The following is an 18,252-nucleotide window of genomic DNA, read 5'->3' as shown; positions in this document are numbered from 1 at the left end:
CCCGCGACAACCCCCTGTCGGTGTTTCAGACCAGGTTCAGGGAGCGGACCACGATGTCGTCCGGAAGGTCGTGCTTGAGCTCCTCGAAGCTGCGGTGCGGAGCCGTGTCGTCGAGCAGGACGGCGTCCCGGATCCGGTCGGTGCGGAACACCCGGCCCTCCCCGCGCAGGCGGCACCAGCCGATGAAGTACCAGCAGCGGTTCCCCGCGGTGAACGCGACGGGTTCCACCTCGCGTTCGGTGACCGCGCCGGAGCGGTCGACGTATCCGAGCCGCACCACGCGGCGCGCGGCCACGGCCTCCTCCAGCACCGCGGGCACCGAGGCGGGGACGTCCGGCTCGGCGGGGGACATGAACCGGATGCGGTCGGCCAGCTCGCGGGCGGCCTCGCCGTCGACCGCCGACATCGCCGAGAGGATCTTGTGGAGGGCCGTGCGCGCGGCACGGCTGTACGGCGAGCCCTCGCCGCGGCTGAGCGTGATGGCGACCGCAACGGCCTCGGCCGGGGTGAAGTTGAGCGGCGGCAGGGTGCGGCTCTTGTCGAGGGTGTAGCCGCCGGTGCGGCCGACGTCGGCGTAGATCGGCACGCCGGCCTGCTGGAGGGCCGAGATGTCCCGCTCGACGGTGCGCGCGCTCACCTCGAACCGGGCGGCCAGCTCGCGCGCGCTGACGCGGCGGGGAGCGCATGCTCGCAGCTGTTCGACCATGGCGTAGAGGCGGTCGGTGCGGTTCACGGGGCGACGGTAGGGCGGCCCACCGACAGTGTGGCCTCCCGCGGAGGTGAGCCGCCCCCGTGATCGCTGCGAGGTCGCGCCGCGCGGCCCTCGGCAGGGCGTTGCAGCCCATCTGGGTTGGATCACGCGCCGGAGCGTCCCGTGTCGACTGTGATCGTCGAGTGCGGTCGCAGAGCCGCACGGGGAGGGTGTTGCCGAATCGGGGCTGCGGCACCCGTGCATCGTCGTGCGGAACGTGCGCGGCCGGAGGGCGGTGACGCCCGCGGCGGTATCGGTTGTCCATGGTTGTGGCAACGACGATGTGCACCCGATAACGGCAGGCCACGGCAACGATCAAGGACTGATGGTCGCTGTTGAAGATCAACTAGCGACCATTTCGCCTTGACCGCCGAACGCCCGGCGCGGCCGATTCAGCAACACCCCGGCCACCCACCAGGGGTGGCGGGGTCGGGATCGACCGGAGCGGACACACGCCAGGCCCGGACGAGGTGTCGAGGCAGGCCGCGACCGGTCGGGCACGGCGCGCCCACCGCAGCGGTGCACCGTCGCGACAGGCTCATCGGCGATTCGGCAACACCCTCCGGGCGCGGCCTGAGAACCGGATGCGCTGATCATGCCTGGGCGGCGCGCCTCAATTCGGCCCGTGGCCGCCACGCCCCGGGGCGCGCGCTCGACGGGCCGGTCCAGGCCGCCGCCGGGCGCCGCATCCGCACCACCCGGCGTGTCCCGTGGTCGATCGAACACGTGTTCGCTACGATTCCATTCACATCGCGGTGCGGCTGTCCACAGATCGTCACCGCCCCGCGCGGATCGTCGGTGGCGCCCCCTACCGTCGACGCCGACGACAGACCCGTCCGAGCACTGAGGTGGAGACCCGGCGATGAGCGAGCTTGCGAGCGAATCAGAGTCACAGCGCCTGCGCGCTGCGATTATTCCCGATGGGCCGACCGAGCGCAGCGAGGACGAGCGATGAGCACACCCGACCGCGAGAAGGCGCTGCAGCTCGCCCTCGCGCAGATCGAGAAGAACCACGGCAAGGGGTCGGTGATGCGCCTCGGCGACGACACCCGCCCACCGATCGGGGTGATCCCCACCGGGTCGATCGCGCTCGACCTCGCGCTCGGGGTGGGCGGCCTGCCCCGCGGTCGCGTCGTGGAGGTCTACGGCCCGGAGTCCAGCGGTAAGACCACCGTCGCGCTGCACGCGGTGGCCAGCGCGCAGGCGGCGGGCGGCGTCGCGGCGTTCATCGACGCGGAGCACGCGCTCGACCCCGAGTACGCCAAGGTGCTCGGTGTCGACACCGATGCCCTGCTGGTGTCCCAGCCCGACACCGGTGAGCAGGCGCTCGAGATCGCCGACATGCTGATCCGCTCGGGCGCGCTCGACGTCATCGTCATCGACTCGGTCGCGGCGCTCGTCCCGCGCGCGGAGATCGAGGGCGAGATGGGCGACAGCCACGTGGGCCTGCAGGCCCGGCTGATGAGCCAGGCGCTGCGCAAGATCACCGGCGCGCTGAGCAACTCCGGCACCACGGCGATCTTCATCAACCAGCTGCGCGAGAAGATCGGGGTCATGTTCGGGTCCCCGGAGACCACGACCGGCGGCAAGGCGCTCAAGTTCTACTCGTCGGTCCGCCTGGACATCCGCCGCATCGAGACGCTCAAGGACGGCTCCGACATGGTCGGCAACCGCACGCGCGTCAAGGTCGTCAAGAACAAGGTGGCGCCGCCGTTCAAGCAGGCCGAGTTCGACATCCTCTACGGCGTCGGCATCAGCCGCGAGGGCTCCTTGATCGACGTGGGCGTCGAGCAGGCGATCATCCGCAAGTCCGGTGCCTGGTACACCTACGAGGGCGACCAGCTCGGGCAGGGCAAGGAGAACGCCCGCAAGTTCCTGCGCGACAACCCCGACGTCGCCAACGAGATCGAGAAGCGGATCAAGGAGAAGCTCGGGATCGGTGCGCAGGTCGACGCCGAGGTCGCGCCGCTGCCCGCCCCCGTCGACTTCTGAGCGTGGCCGACGCGCCCGAGCCGGCGGGCGGCCGGGTCGCCCGGCTCGACGGGATCGGTGGCGAGGGAGCGGACGGCACGCCGGTCGCGACGTTCGGCGAGCTGCTCGCGCCGGAAGCCACTCCGGAGGCCGCCCCGCCGGAGCTGTTCGACAGCCCCACGATCGGTGCGGGCCGCGAGGACGTCACGGTCGTCGAGTTCGGCCCCGGTGCGCTGAACCGGCGTGCCGCTCGGCGCCGCACCGGCGACACCGAGCGGGGCCCATCCCGCCGGGCAGCGGGCCGCGCCCCGGTGCGGCCCGCCTCGGAGCCTGTCGCCGAGCCCGCCACGGAGGCGCGGGAGCCGGGTGGTCCCGAAGCGGCCGAGCCGCGCAAGCGCCCGCGCGGGCGGCGCGGACGCGAGCCCCAGGAGCTCGACCCCGACGCCGACCCGGTGGCCGTTGCCCGCGAGGTGTGCCTGCGGCTGCTCACCGACCGAGCCCGCACCCGACAGGAGCTGGCCCAGGTGCTGCGGCGCAAGGGCGTGCCGGACGAGGCGGCCCACTCGGTGCTGGAGCGGTTCGACGAGGTCGGGCTGATCGACGACGCCGCGTTCGCCGGGCAGTGGGTGCGCTCGCGGCACAACCACCGCGGCCTCGCCCGCCGCGCCATCGCCATGGAGCTGCGGCGCAAGGGCGTGAGCGACGAGGACGCGGGGGAGGCGCTCTCCGAGGTCGACGCCGAGTCCGAGGAACGCCGGGCCCGGGAGCTGATCGACCGCAAGCTGCGCACGGTCGCCGTCAGCACCGCCGAGCAGCGGGCCACCGCGGGGCGGCGCCTGGTCGGCATGCTCGCCCGCAAGGGCTACGGCCCCGGCATCGCCTACCGCGTGGTCAAGGAGGCACTCGCCGAACGGGGCGCCGAGGACGACGAGCTCGGCGGCGGCGAGGCCGTCGACGACTAGGCCGTGTCCCGGTCCGAGTTGTCCGGGCCGCAGGGACTCGATGTCGAGCCCGTGGCACCGCGCCATACACCTGGACGCCGCTCGCTATGGCCGGAGACGTTCAGGACCCCACGCGCCTACTTCTTCAGCCGCCGGCTCCCGCCGTGCCAGTCCTCCAGGTCACCGACGTCGCCGTCGCGCCAGCCGAGTGCGCGCAGCTGCACCCGCTCGCGGAGGCTGCGCTTCAGCTCCGCGAAGCCGGGGAACCGGGTCAGGCCGATCACGTGGTCCCACAGCTCGGCGGCCTGCTCCTCGGTCGGCAGCCGGCTGATCACCGGTCCGAAGAACGCCACACCGTCCGGCGGCTCGAAGTGCAGGATGGGCGTGCCGACGTCCTTGCCCGTGAGCGAGAGCGCCTCGTCGGTCTCGGCCTGGATCTCGGCGTCCCACGACGCATCGTCGAGGGCGTCCGCGAGCGTGGGCGGGAGCCCTACCGCGGTCAGGACCGGCTCCACGAACTCGCGGGTGCCGCGCACCTCGCGGGCCGCCGCGTCGTTCCGGGCACCCACCTGGTCGAAGATCCTCGTGCCGAGCGCCGCGTAGAGCGGCCCGATCACCTCCCGCCCGTACTCGGCGCGCGTACGGGCGGCCATCCGGAGCAGCCGCAGACCCGACGTGTGGCCCGCCTCGTACTCCGGCGGGAAGTGCTCGGCGTAGTCCACGTTGGCGTTCACCAGGCGCAGCGAGATGAACCGCCAGTCCACCCGGTAGTCGCGCTGCGCCTGCACCATCCGCACCCACTTGCTGGTCATCCAGGCGAACGGGCACACCGGGTCGAAGTAGAAGTGGATGTCGGCGTCGGCCATGTGCTGACCGTAGCTCCTGGTCAGGCAGGCGGCAGCACTTGCCGATCGATGAGCACCCGCAGCCAGTGGCGCACGGACTCCTCGGTGTCCCACGTCCGGCAGAACCCGGCCTGCTTGATCTTCACGGTGCTGACGAACGCGGGAGCCGGCATGCGCTTCGCGCCGTAGGCGAAGCAGTAGTCGGCGTAGTGGTGCGACTCGCCGAGCAGTTCCGGCAGGCCGAGTGGCCGCAGGTGGTGCGTCCGGACGACGTCGTCCCACACGCCCGACCGGGTGGGGAGGAACTCGCCGAGGCGTACCGGCTCGTCCGGGCCGGGTTCCACGCCGAGCACGTCGGCGAGTGCCGGCCACAGGTCCCGCCACTCGAACACCTCGCCGTTCGTCAGGTTGAAGTGCTCGCCCCACGCCCGCGGTTCGGTGGCGGCCCAGAGCGCGGCGTCGGCGACGAGCCGCACGTCCACGGCCTCCGTGACGTACGAGAGGCCGCCGGGGAAACCGAACGGGCGGTGCTGCGCCCGGCAGATCGCCGCGTAGGCGCCGATCACCGGCGGCAGGTTCATCGCCACGCCGTACGCGGGCCCGACCACGAGCTGCGGGCGCAGGATCGTCCACCCGACGCCCCGCTCGGCGCAGACCTGCCGGAGGTGGTCCTCCTGCAACCAGTAGAAGTTCGGGTGGTCGTCGCGCGAATGGCGTTCACGCGCGGGGATCCGGATGGAGTGGCGGTGCACCCCGTACGCCTTGGTGCCCTGCAGCAGGGTGACGTGCTGCAGAGGCGCGACCTCGGTGAGGGGGTCGAGCAGGTTGCGGAGCATCGCCAGGTTGGTGTCCATCTGGTCCTGCTCGCGCCAGCCCGCGATCAGCCCGGGCTTCTCGTAGAGCGCCGTGTAGACGACGTGGGTGACGCCGGACAGCTCGGGAGCCGCGGCGCGGCACGCGGCCGGGTCGCGCAGGTCGAGCGCGAGGTGGCGGAACGGCCCGGTGCTCGCCACTTCGGGCCGGCGGCGGGAGAGCGCGACGACGTCCCACCCCGCGTCGAGGAACGCGTCGACGGCGGCCACGCCGACCAGCCCGCTCGCGCCGGCCACGAGGGCGGGGCCGGGCATCAGAAGGGTGCGTCGAACCCGGCGGACAGCCGCGCGATCCGCCAGATCCCGTCGGATTCGCGCACGAGCTCGAACCGGTACGGCCCGGTGCTCACGGGGTTCATGACGCCGCCGCTCGCGGCGGTGAGCACGATGTAGGCGTGCGCGCTCGCGTGCGCCGGGGCGAGCTCGTCGACGACGACGTTCGTGAACACGTGCCGCCGCTGGTCGCCCTGCTGCTCCCAGAACGCGACGAGGAAGTCGACGATGGCTTCGCGGCCCTCGGCGGGGCCGACGCGGTCGTGGCCCATGATCAGGCCCTCCCACACCCCGGCCGGGGTGAAGCACTCGGCGAGCGCCTCGCGGTCGCGCTCGTCGTAGGCCCAGCCGTAGCGGGCGATCCGCTCGGCGACGAGCAGCCGGTCGGTGGCCGGGTCGGGCCGGTCGGTCGCGCGCGGCGGCTGCAGGCGAACGTGGTCGCACGACCGTGCCCAGCCCGGCGTCGGACGGAGATCGCTCATCGCGACATACTTGCGGGTATGTCGCGAGCAGTCAATTGTTCGGCGATTTTTCGAGCTCGTCTTGACCTGATCACATAGGCGGCTCTATACAGCAACCTACGCAGTAGTACGGCCACTCGATCGTCGGACTCAATGGGGAGACGCGTGTGAAGGGCTCGAGGAAGCTGCTGGCCGCCGCCGTGGCGCTGGCGGCGTTGAGCGCGGGTTGTGCCAACACCGGGAGCAGCCCGGACACCGGGTCCGCCGCCCCGCCGGAGGACTCGGGCCCGCTGAAGGTCGGGGTGATCGTGCCGCTCTCCGGGCCGGCCGGCCCGAACGGCGCCCACGTCCTCGAGGCCATCGAGGTCATGTCCGACCTGATCAACTCCGAAGGCGGCTGCGCGGGCCGGCAGATCGAGGTCGTGTCCCGCGACGACCAGAGCACACCCGCGGCCGGCGTCAGCGCGGCCAACGATCTGATCGCCGAGGGTGCGGACGTCGTCATGGGCGGCTGGAACAGCCCGGTCACGCTCGCGATCCAGCCGGTGCTGGTGCGCGCGGGAGTCCTGAACATCACCAGCATCCCGCAGAACGCCTCGATCCTCGGCGGCGCCGACCCGGCCGCCGTGCGGATGAACGCGGGCAACGAGGTGGGCGCGCACGTGGCCGCGCGCTACATCGCCGACACCCTGCACGCCCGCCGGGTGGCGATGCTGCTGCAGAACGACGCGTACGGCAACGACGCCGGCGCCGGCCTGCGGGCCGAGCTCGACAAGCGGGGGATCGAGGTGGTGGCGGAGCAGAAGTTCGCGTTCACCGACACGGACTTCCGCATCCCGCTCTCCAACATCGCCGCCGCGAACCCGGACGTGGTCTTCTCGGCCAATGCGGCGGAGTCGTCCGGGATGCCGGCGATGGCGCGGCAGTACGCGGAGTCGCGGATTCCGGCGACGCACTTCGCCGGCACCGGGACGGTCTCGCCGACGGTCATCGACCTCGCCGGTGGCGCCGTGATCGACGGGCTCGTATCGGCCGATCTCTACTTCCCCGACGTCGAGCCGTTCCGCAGCCTCCCGCGCAACCAGGCCTTCGTGCAGGCCTACACCCAGCGCTCCGGCGGCGAGCTGCCCGACAAGTACCGCGCCCTCGGCGCGCAGAGCGTGGACGTCTGGTGCAAGGCGGTGACGAAGGTCGGCGGCACGGACCGGCTCGCGGTCGCCGACGCCATCCAGGGCGAGACCTTCCCGGGGACGATCCTCGGCGACGTCCGGTTCAGCGCGGACGGCCAGCAGGAGTTCCCGATCTACGCGTTCACGGTGGAGGGTGGGAAGACCAAGGTCCTCGAGGAGATCCCGGTCGACGACGCGGTGTGGGGATGACCGCTCCCGCCCTGGCCGTCGAGGGGCTGACCGTGCGGTACGGCAGCCTCACCGCCCTCGACGACGTGTCCTGGACGGTCGACGACGGTGAGATCGTCGGGGTCATCGGCCCCAACGGCGCGGGCAAGAGCACCAGCTTCGCCGCGATCACCAACACCGTGCCGCACGAGGGCGGGTGCCACCTGTACGGGGAGAGCACGGCGGGGATGTCGACGCAGGCGCTGGCCCGCAGGGGCCTGCGCCGGACGTTCCAGCAGAACTCGTTCTTCACCGGCCTGACCGTGCTCGAGAACGCGATGGCGAGCGTCCAGGTGGAGCGCGCGACGCGGCTGCTGCCGTGCATCGTCACGCCCTGGCGGGAGGGGGCGGCACGGGCCGGGATCCGGCGGGACGCGGCCGCGCTGCTGACGGGGTTCGGCATCGCGGCGCGCTACCACGAGCTGCTCCCGGACGACCTGCCGTACGGGCTGCAGCGGGTGCTGTCGATCGTGCTCGCCTACGGCGGGGGCACGCGCGTGCTGCTCGTCGACGAGCCCGCGGCCGGGGTGGGCGGCGAGGACATGCGCAACCTGGCCGACCTGCTGGGGGAGCTGCGCGGCCGTGGCCTCGCGATCGTGCTGATCGAGCACCACATGGACCTGGTGATGGAGATCGTCGACCGGCTCGTGGTCGTCGACCGCGGCGAGCAGATCGCCCACGGCCTGCCCGCCGACGTTCAGCGGCAGCCCGCCGTGCTGGAGGCCTACCTGGGGAGGACGGCATGACCGCCCTGCTCGAGCTGGCCGGCCTGGAGGTCCGCTACGGCCACACCGCCGCGCTGCACGGCGTGGACCTCACCGTGGGGGAGAGCGAGCTGGTGGCCGTCGCCGGGGCGAACGGGGCCGGCAAGAGCACGCTGGTGAACGCGGTGGCGGGCTGGTCGCGCGGCCGGCCCGTGGTGTCCGGCGCCGTCCGCCTCGACGGCGCCGACGTGGGCGGGCTGCCCGCGCACCGCCGCACCGGGCGCGGCATCGTCCTCGTGCCGGAGGGCAAGGGCGTGTTCGAGGGGCTCACGGTCGAGGAGAACCTCAAGCTGGTGAGCCCGCCGAAGGGCGCCACGGGCAGGCGGTACGAGGTGGCCGACGTCTACGGGGTGTTCGGCCAGCTGGAGGCGCGGGCCACCCAGAGGTGCTCGACGCTGTCCGGCGGGGAGCGGCAGATGGTCGCGATCGGCCGGGCGCTGCGCGCGGCGCCGCGCCTGCTCATCCTCGACGAGCCGTCGGTCGGGCTCGCGCCGCGGCTCGTGCTGGACGTGCTGCGCCACGTCCGGGAGCTGGTCGACGGCGGGCTGTCCGTGCTGCTAGTCGAGCAGAACGTGAAAGCGGCGCTGGAGGTCGCCGACCGGCTCTACCTGCTCGAACAGGGCGCGGTCGTCGCGTCGGGCCCGGCGGCGGAGATGCGCGACGACGAGCGCATCGCCGCCGCCTACCTGGGAGGGCTGCGCCGGTGAAGGTCCTCGACCAGCTCGTCAACGGGCTCGCGCTCGGCGCGGGCTACGCCCTGCTGGCCGTCGGCTGGACCGTGCTGCTCGGCGCCGCCCGGCTGGTCAACTTCGCGCACGGCCAGCTCTACATGCTCGGCGCGTTCGTCACGTGGTGGGTCACCACCTCGCTCGGTGTGCCCTACCTGCTGGCCATCCCGATCGCGCTGGTGGCGGTCGGGGTGCTCGGCGCGGTCATGCAGCTGGCGATGACCCGGCTCGTCCTCGAGCAGAACATCGTGAGCCTGATGCTCGTGACGCTGGCGTTCGGCTACCTGGTGCAGGGCAGCGCCGCGCTCGTCTTCGGGGGCAACCCGCAGCAGATCCCGAGCCCGTTCAGCAGCGAGAACGTGGCGATCGGCTCGGCCCGGTTCACCCAGCAGGACGTCCTGATCATCGTGGCCGCGCTCGTGCTCTACGCCGTGACCTTCTACGTCCTGCGCCGCACGGGCGTCGGCCGGATCGTGCGCGGGGTGGCGGAGGACCCCAAGCTCGCCCAGCTGTACGGCATCAACGCAGCGCGCGTCTACGTCGGGGTGTTCGTCTTCGCCGCGGTGAGCGCCGCGCTCGCGGGCGCGATCATCGCGCCGCGCAGCCCGATCCTCACCTCGATCGGGTTCGACGAGGTCATCATCACCTTCCTGGTGGTCGTGCTCGGCGGTATCGGCAGCATCGTGGGCAACCTGGTCACGGGCTTCGGCCTCGGTTTGTTCGTCGCCCTGTTCGGGGCGTTCTTCCCGCCGGCCTACTCGATGGCGGCCGCGTTCGCCGTCCTGCTGATCGTCCTCGTGGTGCGCCCCGAAGGGCTGAGGATCCGATGACCGTGAGCGAACTGGAGGCCCGCGAGGAACGGGCCCCAGGCCGGTCGGGCGGCCCGGCGCTGCCGGCCGCGCTCCGGATCGCGCGCTGGCCGGTGCTGATCGTCCTCGGCTACCTGGTGCCGGTGCTGCTGGGCGGCTCGGACCGGATCTACGCGACCGTGGTCCTGATCGCGATCTTCGGGATCATGTCCTACGGCATCGACGTCGTGCTGTCCTACCTGGGGGAGGTGAGCCTCGGGCACACCCTGTTCTGGGCGGGCGGGGCGTACGCCACCGCGGTGGTGGCCGTGAAGTACGGGTGGGGGCCGCTGCCATCGCTGGTCGCGGCGATCGCGGTGGTCACGGTCCTCGCGGTGGTGCTCGGCCTCGCCACCATCCGCACGCGCGAGTTCGTGTTCTCGCTGGTGACGTACGCGGCGGCGGTCATCGGGCTGACCGTCGTGTCCAACAGCGGCTTCCTGGGCGGCACGGACGGCCTGGTCGGCGTCCCGCTGCTCGCGCTCCCGGCCGTCGGCGGGCAGTACGTCGCGCGCACGAACGCGGAGATGTGGCCCATCGCGTTCGTCCTGCTCGTGCTGGTCGTCGCGGTCATCGCGCGGTTCCGCCGGTCGCGGCTGGGCGTGACCGCGCTGATGACCCAGATGAACCCGGACCTCGCGACGACCCTCGGCGTCGACGTCCGCCGGACCCGGGTGCTGGTGTTCGTCCTGTCGGCGCCGATCGCCGGGCTGGCCGGCTGGCTCTACGCCTACCAGCGCAGCTACGTCAGCCCCGACCTGCTCTCCGCGCACTTCCTGCTGTTCATGCTCGCCGCCGTGATCCTGCCGGGGCGGCGGCTGCTGCTCGGGCCGCTCGTCGGGGCCGCCATCCTGACGACGCAGCAGGAGCTGTTCTCGTTCGGCGGCGACGCCGACAAGATCGTTCTCGGCGGGGTGCTCGCCGCGATCCTGCTGCTGTCCCCGAGCGGTCTGGTGGGCATCTGGCGGGCGGCCGTCCGCCGGATGCCGGGGCGTAGGGAGTCGTCGTGACGATGCAGTCCGGCCTCGGCCGGAGGGGGCCTGCGGAGGCGGGCCGCATGGAGGTGCTGAACGCGGCGGCCACCGTGTTCATGGAACGCGGCTTCACCGCCACCAGCGTCGACGACATCGCCGAGGTGCTGGGCGCGACGAAGGGCCGGATCTACCACTACTACCGGTCCAAGGCCGACATCTTCCTCGACGTGCTCACGCTCTCGATGCTGGACCTGCTCGAGCGGATCCGGCCCATCGCCGAGCGGCGCGACCTGCCGCCGGACGAGCGGCTGCACGCCGCGGCGCGGATGCACGCGATGGTGATGATGACCCAGAGCGCCCGGTCGCGCGTGGCGGTGCAGGGCACGGAGATGCACCTCATGGAGGAGGCCGGGGTGAAGCAGCGCCGGGCGCTGCAGGCGTTCGTCGACATGCGCGACGAGTACGAGCAGTACTTCGCCGACATCGTGGCCGACGGCACCCGGGCCGGCCTGTTCCGCGACGTGGCGCCCCGGCTGGCGACGAAGCCGATCCTCGGCGCGTTGAACTGGATCAACATGTGGTACCGGCCGCGGCCGGACAGCGACATCGATTCCATCGCCGACGAGTTCGCGACGTTCGTCGTGAACGGTCTCCGTCCCACCGGATGAACCCACATTTTCGAGAGATCGGAGCGCGAATGGCTGTGGTGTGGTCCCCCGAGCTCGACGACGACGGCCGGAAATGGCTGAACACCGCCAAGGATCTCGCCGAGCGGAACTTCGCCCCGTTGGCCGAGGAGCTCGACCGGGAACAGCGCTACCCGGACGAGAACGTCGCCCTCCTCGTCGAGTCGGGGCTGGCCGGGCTCTTCGTGCCCGCGCCCTTCGGTGGCGCCGGCGCCTCGTTCGCGACGACCTGCGCGGTGATCGAGGAGATCTCGCGCGCCTGCGCGTCCACCGGCGCGATCCTCACCGCGTACGCGCTGGGCGGCACGCCGATCCTCCTGGCCGGCACGCAGGAGCAGCAGGCGCGCTACCTCGGCGGCATGGCCCGGGGCGAGGCGGTGAGCTTCGCGCTCACCGAGGAGGGTGCGGGCAGCGACGCGAACGCCATCCGGGCCACCGCGGAGCGCGACGGCGACGGCTACCACCTGCGCGGCGAGAAGATCTTCATCGGCAACGGGGGCGCGTCGCGACACTACGTGGTGTTCGCGCGCACCGACCCGGACGCGGGGTCGCGCGGCATCAGCGCGTTCTTCGTCGACCGCGAAGCGCCCGGCGTGGTGATCGACCGTTACGAGGACAAGATGGGCATCCGCGGCACGAAGACGAGCAACCTCAAGCTCGACACCCGCGTGAGCGACGCCGACATGCTCGGCGAGCCCGGTCGCGGTCTCCGACTCGCCCTCAACACGCTGGGCGTCGGGCGCATCAGCGTGGCCGCCCAGTCCACGGGTGTGGGGCTCGCCGGCTACGACGTCGGGGCGCGCGAGGCGGCCCGGCGCACGACCTTCGGGCGGGCGATCATCGAGAACCAGGGCGTGTCGTTCCCCCTGGCCGACGTCGCCACGGAGCTCTCCGCCGCGCGCCTGCTCACCTTCCAGGCCGCCGAGACCTACGACCGGGGCGGCGACGTCTCCGTGCTCGGGGCCATGGCCAAGCTCTACGCGAGCGAGGCCGCGCACCACGCCGTCGACGTGGCCGTGCAGGTGCACGGTGGCGCCGGGTACTGCAAGCCCAACGCCGCCGAGCGGCTCTACCGCGACCAGCGGATCCTGGAGATCTACGAGGGCACCTCGGAGATCCAGCGCCTCGTGATCGGGCGTGCGGTCGCGCAGGAGGCGGCCGCATGACGTGGGAGATGCAGGTCCCGTTCCCCGCGGCCGGGCCGATGCGCGTGTTCGACCTCGCCCAGCAGATGTACACGGGGATCCCGCACCACCCGGCGCACCCGCCGTACAGCTTCGTGCTGACGAAGCGCCACGGCGACGTGGTCTACCCCGGGGGCGTCTCCGGCTCCGCCGCGATGATCACCACCGGGGACCACGTCGGCACCCACGTCGACGGGTTCGCGCACGTCGCGAAGCTGGGCAAGATCTACAACGGGGTCGAGATCACGGACCACCAGTCCTTCTCCGCGGGCATGGCGGTCCAGTCGGTGCACGAGATGGCGCCGATCGCGGCCTCGGGCCACGTCGTCGACATGCCCACGCTGCTGGGCCGGGAGCTCACGCCGGCCGACGGCGTCACGGGCGACCACCTCGCCACGTGGTTCGCCGACCACGGGCCGGAGCCCGCGGCCGGGTCGGTCGTGCTGGTCCGGACCGGGTGGGACCGGTACTGGGACGACCCGCCGCGGTTCCTCGGCACCGACGGCGCGGCACCGGGCGTGGCGCTCGACGGCGCGCGCTGGCTGTCGGAGCGCGGGGTGCGCGCGAGCGGCTGCGACACCGTCGCCTACGAGCACCTGCCGAGCCCGTCGCTCGACGTGCACGTCCACCTCCTCGTCGAGAGCGGGATCTCGATCATGGAGGCGATGAACCTGGAGCCGGTCGTCGCGGTGTCCGAGTGGAGCTTCTTCTTCCTCGCCGCCCCGCTGCGCATCAAGGGCGGCACCGGGTCGCCCATCCGACCCCTGGCCTTCGTGCCTCAGGAGCCGCAGCCGTGAGCCGGCCCTTCTCCGAGCTCTACTGGGACGAGGCCGAGACCTGGTCGCGGGAGCGCATCGCCGGGCACCAGCTGGCGCAGCTGCGCACGCAGCTCGCCTACGTGCACGAGCACAGCGACTTCTACCGGCGCCGGTGGCAGGACGTCGGCTTCACACCGGGCGACCTGCGCTCGCTCGACGACCTGCGCCGGCTTCCGCTGGTGGCGAAGTCCGACTACGTGGAGAGCCTGCGGGAGAGCGGCCCGTGGGGCTCGGGGCTCGCGGCGCCGCTGCCCGACGTCCGCCGGGTGCACTTCTCGTCGGGCACCACGTCGAGCCCCACCCCGGTGTGCTGGACCGAGGCCGACCTGGACCGCTGGGCCGGCCTCTACGCGCGCGCCGCCTACAGCCAGGGCACCCGCGACACCGACGTGTTCCAGTGCCTGTTCACCTACCCGTGGTTCGTCGGCGGGCTGGGCTTCACCAGCGGGTACGGCCGCATCGGCGCCACCGTGATCCCCGGCGGTGCGGCCGAGACCGAGCGGCAGGTCGACACGATCTTCCGCTACGGCACCACCGCCGTGGCCGGCACGCCGTCGTTCATGCTGCACATCGCCGACACGGCCGAGGCGATGGGCCGCCCGCTGCGGGAGTCGGCGGTCCGCAGCGTCACCGTCGGCGGCGAGCCGGGCGGGGCCGTGCCGGCCACCCGCGCGCGCATCGAGGAGCTGTGGGGCGCCCGCTGCTACGACGGCTACGGCAGCCTCGAGTTCCAGCCCATCGCCTGGGAGTGCGCCGAGCAGGCGGGCGGGCACCTGCCGGAGGACTTCGCCTACGCCGAGGTGCTCGACGCCGACACCCGCGAGCCGGTGCCCGACGGCACGCCGGGCGTGCTCGTGCTCACCCACCTCGACAAGCGGGCCAGCCCGCTCGTGCGCTGGTGGACCGGCGACGTCGTCGTCCGCGACAGCTCGGCGTGCGCGTGCGGCCGCACCCTCGCGCGGCTGCCCGGCGGGGTGGTCGGCCGCGCCGACGACATGCTCGTGGTCAAGGGCGTGAACCTGTTCCCGAGCGCGGTCGAGGACGTCGTGCGGCGCACCGAGGGCGTCACCGGCGAGTACCGCATCGTCCTCGACGCCGAGGTGACCGACGGCGGCACCGGCGCGCTGACCGGGATCAAGCTGCGGGTCGAGGCCGAGCACGGGCGGGCCGACGAGGTGTGCCGGCGGCTCGCCGCGGCGGTGCGGGCCGAGCTGACGGTGCGCGCCCTCGTGGAGGCCGTCCCGCCGGGCACACTTCCGCGCCACACCCACAAGGCCCAGCGCGTGCTGCGCGAGGGTCCTGCATGACCCCGCCGGCCCCGCTGACCGGGCGCACCGTGGTCGACCTGAGCCAGTACATCGCGGGCGCGGTGTGCGGGCAGCTGCTCGCGGACTTCGGCGCCGACGTGCGCAAGGTCGAGCCGCGCGGCGGGGACCCGACGCGCGCGCTGCCCGGCACCCGGTTCGGCAGCATCTACTACCGCTCGTTCAACACCGGCAAGACCACGCAGGCCCTGGACCTGCGCAGCACCGAGGGCCGCGCCCGGCTCGACGCGCTCCTGGCCGACGCCGACGCGCTCGTCATGAACTTCGGCCTGCGCACCCTCGAAACCCTCGGGCTGACCTGGGAGGCGCTGCACCGCGCGCACCCGCACCTCGTGGTCACCCTCGTCTCCGCGTACGGGGCGGACGACCGGCGCACCAGCTTCGACTCGATCGCGCAGGCCGTCAGCGGCTACGCGCTGACCAACGCGGCGGAGGACGGCACCCCGCGCATCTCCGCGGGCTGGCCGACCGACGTGATCAGCGGGACGTACGCCGCGTTCGCCACCGCGATGGCGCTCGCCGACCGCGACCGGGCCGACGGGGTGCTCGTCGACGTCCCGATGCACGACGTCGCCATGATCGCGCTCGTCGGCCCGGCGGTCCTCGCGGCGGCCGAGGAGGGCACCTTCCGGCCCGGCACGGGCAACCGCGACGCCGCCACGTCACCGTCCAACGTGTACCGCTGCAGCGACGGGCACGCCTACATCTACGCCGGGCTGGACAAGCACTGGGCGCGGCTGCGGGCCCTCGTCGAGGGCCCGGCCGGCACCGCGGCCGAACGCCTCGCCGACGCCGACGGTTACGACCGCGTCGTCGAGGCGTGGACGTCGCGGCACCCGGTGGACGAGGTCTGCGAACGCATGGCGGAGCTCGGCATCCCGGCCGGCCCGGTGCGCGACCCGGTCACCGCGCTGCGGGAGGTCGCGCGCGAGCGGCCCGGCGCCGTCGTCGCGACCACGCCCGACGGCGAGGCCGTCCCCCAGTTCCCCGTCACCTTCTGCGGTGCCCGTCCGGTGCGCCGGCCGGCACCCCCCATCGAGGAGTTGTGATGAGCACGCAGGTCATGCGCGACGACACCCTCGCCGGGATGTCCGCCGTCGTCACCGGCGCGGGCAGCGGGATCGGCCGGGCCATCGCGCTGCGCCTCGTCGAGCTCGGCGCGGCCGTCACCGGTTTCGGCCGCCACGAGGAGACGCTCGCCGAGACCGGCGCTTCCGCGAAGGGTTCGGGCTCCTACGACCACCGGGTCTGCAACGTGCGCGAGACCGACGCGGCCACCGCCGCGCTCGTGGAGGTCGGCGAGGAGCGCGGGCTCGACCTGCTCGTGAACAACGCGGGCGGCCAGTTCTTCGCCCCGGCCGTCGACATCTCGCCCGGCGGCTGGAACGCCGTGGTCGACCTGAACCTGACCAGCGTCTTCCACCTCACCCGCGCCGCGCACCCCTACCTCGCGGCGCGGCGCGGCAGCGTCCAGAACATCTCGCTGTCCGGCGTGGAACGCGGTGGGACGGGCATGGCGCACTCCATCGCCGCGCGCGCCGGCGTCCTCGGCCTGACCCGCACCCTCGCCCTGGAGTGGGCGCGCGACGGGATCCGGCTGAACTGCATCGGGCCGGGCACCGTGCTGACCCACGCCCTCTCCGACGAGGCGAGCGGGCACGTGCTCGGCAACCTCGTCGACAAGGCCACCCCGATGCAGCGACCGACACCGGTCGAGGACGTCGCCGAGCTCGTCGCGTTCCTCGCCGGCCCCGCGGGGGCGCTCATGACCGGCCAGCTCCTGCAGATCGACGGTGGCGCCCACCTCGGCCGGGGCCTGCACATGCTGCCGGAGGCGTACGCGTGACGGACGTGCTCGGCCTGGCCGACGCCGTCCGCGCCCACGTCCGCCCGGGCGCCCGGGTGTATCTGGGCAACTTCGGCGCGCAGCTGTTCTGCGTCGGCCACGAGATGATCCGGCAGCGCGTCCGCGACGTCGACCTCGTCATCGCCTCCGGCGGGCTGCTCATGGACCAGCTGCTCGGGGCCGGTGTCCTGCGCTCGGCGACCTTCGGGCACTGCTGGAGCCCGGTCGGGCCGGTCCCGGCGTACAACTTCCGGCGTGCCGCCGAGGGCGGCAGCGCGGTGGTGCTGCACGAGATGAGCCTCGGACTCCTCACCGCGGCCCTCACGGCGGGAGCGTGGGGCGTGCCGTTCCTGCCCGTGCCGGACCGGACCGGCACCGGGTACGTCGACGAGGACTGGACGGTGGGCCGGCTGGACACCGCGACCTGCGCGTTCGGCACGAGCTGGGTGGTGCGCGCCGAGATGCCCGACGTCGCGTTCGTCCACGTCGACCTCGCCGACGCGGCCGGCAACGGTGTGGTGCGCGGCCCGCTCGGCGAGACCCTCGTCGCCGCGCAGGCCGCCGGCACGGTGGTCCTGGTGGCCGAGGAGCTCGCATCCGGCGACACCGTGCGGGCCGAGGGCATCACGATCCCCGGGCTGCTGGTCTCCGCGGTCGTGCACCGGCCCGGGGCGCTGGCACCCGACGGGGCGCTGGGCCGCTACGACCGCGACGTGGCGGCCTACGAGCGGTACGCGCGGCTCGCGGCCACGCCCGAGGGCTTCCGGTCCTGGCTGGACGAGGAGGTGCTCGGAGCATGAGCACCCTCGACTTCCTCGTCCGCGCCGCGCGCGAGTTCCGCCGGGGCGGCTGGGTCTTCACCGGGTTCCACTGGCCCGTGCTGGCCGGGCAGCTCGCCCACCGCCTCCCGGGGGGCGAGTTCGTGCAGGCCTTCGAGGCGGGCGCGAGCACGCACGGGCCCGGGCGGCTCGTGCCGACGAGCACCACCGACTACCCGGCGTACGGCAACGCGCTCGGCTACGTCGCGGACAGCGCGTCCGTGCTGCTGGCCATGGCACGCCGCTTCGACCGGGCGGTGCTCGACGCGGGCAACGTCGACGTCCTGGGCCGTGTGAACTCGTCGTTCATCGGCGAACGCCTCCGGCCGACCGTCCGGCTCCCCGGCGGCGGGGGAGCGCCGGACATCGCCGCCGCGGCCCGCGAGCTGGTGTGGCTGCACGGCGGCGCCGACCTGCGGCGGATCCAGGCCAGGGTCGAGCACGTCACCGCGGCGCCCGGGCCGCACACGCTGGTGCGCCTGCACACGCGCTGGGGCATCGCCCGCCTCGGCGCCGAGCCCGCGCTGGAGGAGATCGCCGACGTCGAGGGGGCGGCGGCGTTCGTCGCGCACCTCGACGCGCTGGGCGCCCGGACGACCGGCGCGGCGGCGCGGGCTCCGGTGGCGGCGGGGGAGCGGGCCGCGGCCGCCGCGCTCCTTCGCGAGGCGGCGGAGCGGGGCTACGCGGTGGCGCGACGGGCGCTCGAGGAGACGACCTGAGGCCCTGGCCTGTCACCCGGCACCCGCGCCG

19 protein-coding genes are annotated in these 18,252 nt (G+C 73.2%); 15 read left to right on the top strand and 4 right to left on the bottom strand.

The window, feature by feature from the left end:
- Window positions 1–25 precede the first annotated feature (25 nt).
- The gene (locus ACU436_RS27695) at window positions 26–733 is read right to left on the bottom strand and encodes a helix-turn-helix transcriptional regulator (RefSeq protein ID WP_459029893.1); all 708 of its coding nucleotides are present in this window, start codon (window positions 731–733) and stop codon (window positions 26–28) included.
- 969 nt (window positions 734–1,702) lie between these two features.
- Here ACU436_RS27695 and recA point away from each other — a divergent pair.
- Window positions 1,703–2,743: a recombinase RecA gene (gene recA, locus ACU436_RS27690; RefSeq protein ID WP_459029892.1), complete on the top strand. Its 1,041-nt coding sequence runs from the start codon at window positions 1,703–1,705 to the stop codon at window positions 2,741–2,743.
- A gap of 2 nt (window positions 2,744–2,745) precedes the next feature.
- Complete coding sequence (locus ACU436_RS27685) at window positions 2,746–3,684, top strand: regulatory protein RecX (protein ID WP_459029891.1); 939 nt, start codon at window positions 2,746–2,748, stop codon at window positions 3,682–3,684.
- Window positions 3,685–3,800: 116 nt separating this feature from the next.
- Here the strand turns inward: ACU436_RS27685 and ACU436_RS27680 are convergent, their stop codons facing one another.
- From ACU436_RS27680 to ACU436_RS27670, 3 genes are read right to left on the bottom strand one after another with little or no spacing between them, the layout of a single operon-like run.
- Entirely contained in the window at window positions 3,801–4,529 is a 729-nt protein-coding gene (locus ACU436_RS27680; RefSeq protein WP_459029890.1) for a mycothiol-dependent nitroreductase Rv2466c family protein, read from the bottom strand.
- Between the two features lie 20 nt (window positions 4,530–4,549).
- Window positions 4,550–5,635 (bottom strand): SDR family oxidoreductase, encoded by a 1,086-nt coding sequence (locus ACU436_RS27675; protein ID WP_459029889.1) that lies wholly within the window; start codon window positions 5,633–5,635, stop codon window positions 4,550–4,552.
- Window positions 5,635–6,135: a nuclear transport factor 2 family protein gene (locus tag ACU436_RS27670; protein WP_459029888.1), complete on the bottom strand. Its 501-nt coding sequence runs from the start codon at window positions 6,133–6,135 to the stop codon at window positions 5,635–5,637. The genes ACU436_RS27675 and ACU436_RS27670 overlap by 1 nt, the downstream gene beginning before the upstream one ends.
- Window positions 6,136–6,281: 146 nt before the next feature.
- Between ACU436_RS27670 and ACU436_RS27665 the strand changes: the two genes are divergently transcribed.
- From ACU436_RS27665 to ACU436_RS27605, 13 genes are read left to right on the top strand one after another with little or no spacing between them, the layout of a single operon-like run.
- A complete protein-coding gene (locus ACU436_RS27665; RefSeq protein ID WP_459029887.1) occupies window positions 6,282–7,493 on the top strand; it encodes an ABC transporter substrate-binding protein in 1,212 nt (403 codons plus the stop codon).
- Complete coding sequence (locus tag ACU436_RS27660) at window positions 7,490–8,257, top strand: ABC transporter ATP-binding protein (RefSeq protein ID WP_459029886.1); 768 nt, start codon at window positions 7,490–7,492, stop codon at window positions 8,255–8,257. The genes ACU436_RS27665 and ACU436_RS27660 overlap by 4 nt, the downstream gene beginning before the upstream one ends.
- Complete coding sequence (locus ACU436_RS27655) at window positions 8,254–8,982, top strand: ABC transporter ATP-binding protein (protein WP_459029885.1); 729 nt, start codon at window positions 8,254–8,256, stop codon at window positions 8,980–8,982. Before ACU436_RS27660 ends, ACU436_RS27655 begins: the two co-directional genes overlap by 4 nt.
- Entirely contained in the window at window positions 8,979–9,833 is an 855-nt protein-coding gene (locus tag ACU436_RS27650) for a branched-chain amino acid ABC transporter permease (RefSeq protein WP_459029884.1), read from the top strand. The genes ACU436_RS27655 and ACU436_RS27650 overlap by 4 nt, the downstream gene beginning before the upstream one ends.
- Window positions 9,830–10,861 carry a branched-chain amino acid ABC transporter permease gene (locus ACU436_RS27645; RefSeq protein ID WP_459029883.1) on the top strand — a complete coding sequence of 344 codons (1,032 nt, stop codon included), beginning with the start codon at window positions 9,830–9,832 and terminating at the stop codon, window positions 10,859–10,861. The genes ACU436_RS27650 and ACU436_RS27645 overlap by 4 nt, the downstream gene beginning before the upstream one ends.
- Before the next feature lie 2 nt (window positions 10,862–10,863).
- Window positions 10,864–11,493, top strand: a complete 630-nt coding sequence (locus tag ACU436_RS27640; RefSeq protein WP_459029999.1) for a TetR/AcrR family transcriptional regulator — start codon at window positions 10,864–10,866, stop codon at window positions 11,491–11,493.
- A gap of 29 nt (window positions 11,494–11,522) precedes the next feature.
- The gene (locus ACU436_RS27635) at window positions 11,523–12,677 is read left to right on the top strand and encodes an acyl-CoA dehydrogenase family protein (RefSeq protein WP_459029882.1); all 1,155 of its coding nucleotides are present in this window, start codon (window positions 11,523–11,525) and stop codon (window positions 12,675–12,677) included.
- A complete protein-coding gene (locus ACU436_RS27630; protein ID WP_459029881.1) occupies window positions 12,674–13,492 on the top strand; it encodes a cyclase family protein in 819 nt (272 codons plus the stop codon). The genes ACU436_RS27635 and ACU436_RS27630 overlap by 4 nt, the downstream gene beginning before the upstream one ends.
- Window positions 13,489–14,820, top strand: coding sequence for a phenylacetate--CoA ligase family protein (locus ACU436_RS27625; protein WP_459029880.1), 1,332 nt, complete (start codon window positions 13,489–13,491; stop codon window positions 14,818–14,820). The genes ACU436_RS27630 and ACU436_RS27625 overlap by 4 nt, the downstream gene beginning before the upstream one ends.
- Window positions 14,817–15,887: a CoA transferase gene (locus ACU436_RS27620; RefSeq protein ID WP_459029879.1), complete on the top strand. Its 1,071-nt coding sequence runs from the start codon at window positions 14,817–14,819 to the stop codon at window positions 15,885–15,887. The genes ACU436_RS27625 and ACU436_RS27620 overlap by 4 nt, the downstream gene beginning before the upstream one ends.
- Window positions 15,887–16,684, top strand: coding sequence for an SDR family NAD(P)-dependent oxidoreductase (locus tag ACU436_RS27615; protein ID WP_459029878.1), 798 nt, complete (start codon window positions 15,887–15,889; stop codon window positions 16,682–16,684). The genes ACU436_RS27620 and ACU436_RS27615 overlap by 1 nt, the downstream gene beginning before the upstream one ends.
- Window positions 16,681–17,484 (top strand): CoA transferase subunit A, encoded by an 804-nt coding sequence (locus tag ACU436_RS27610; RefSeq protein ID WP_459029877.1) that lies wholly within the window; start codon window positions 16,681–16,683, stop codon window positions 17,482–17,484. Before ACU436_RS27615 ends, ACU436_RS27610 begins: the two co-directional genes overlap by 4 nt.
- Window positions 17,481–18,221, top strand: coding sequence for a hypothetical protein (locus ACU436_RS27605; protein ID WP_459029876.1), 741 nt, complete (start codon window positions 17,481–17,483; stop codon window positions 18,219–18,221). Before ACU436_RS27610 ends, ACU436_RS27605 begins: the two co-directional genes overlap by 4 nt.
- Window positions 18,222–18,252 lie beyond the last annotated feature (31 nt).

This window comes from Pseudonocardia wallangbongensis, from assembly GCF_054486945.1.
The sequence above is the reverse complement of the archived record's forward strand: the minus strand, read 5'-3'. Positions and strand labels throughout refer to the sequence as shown.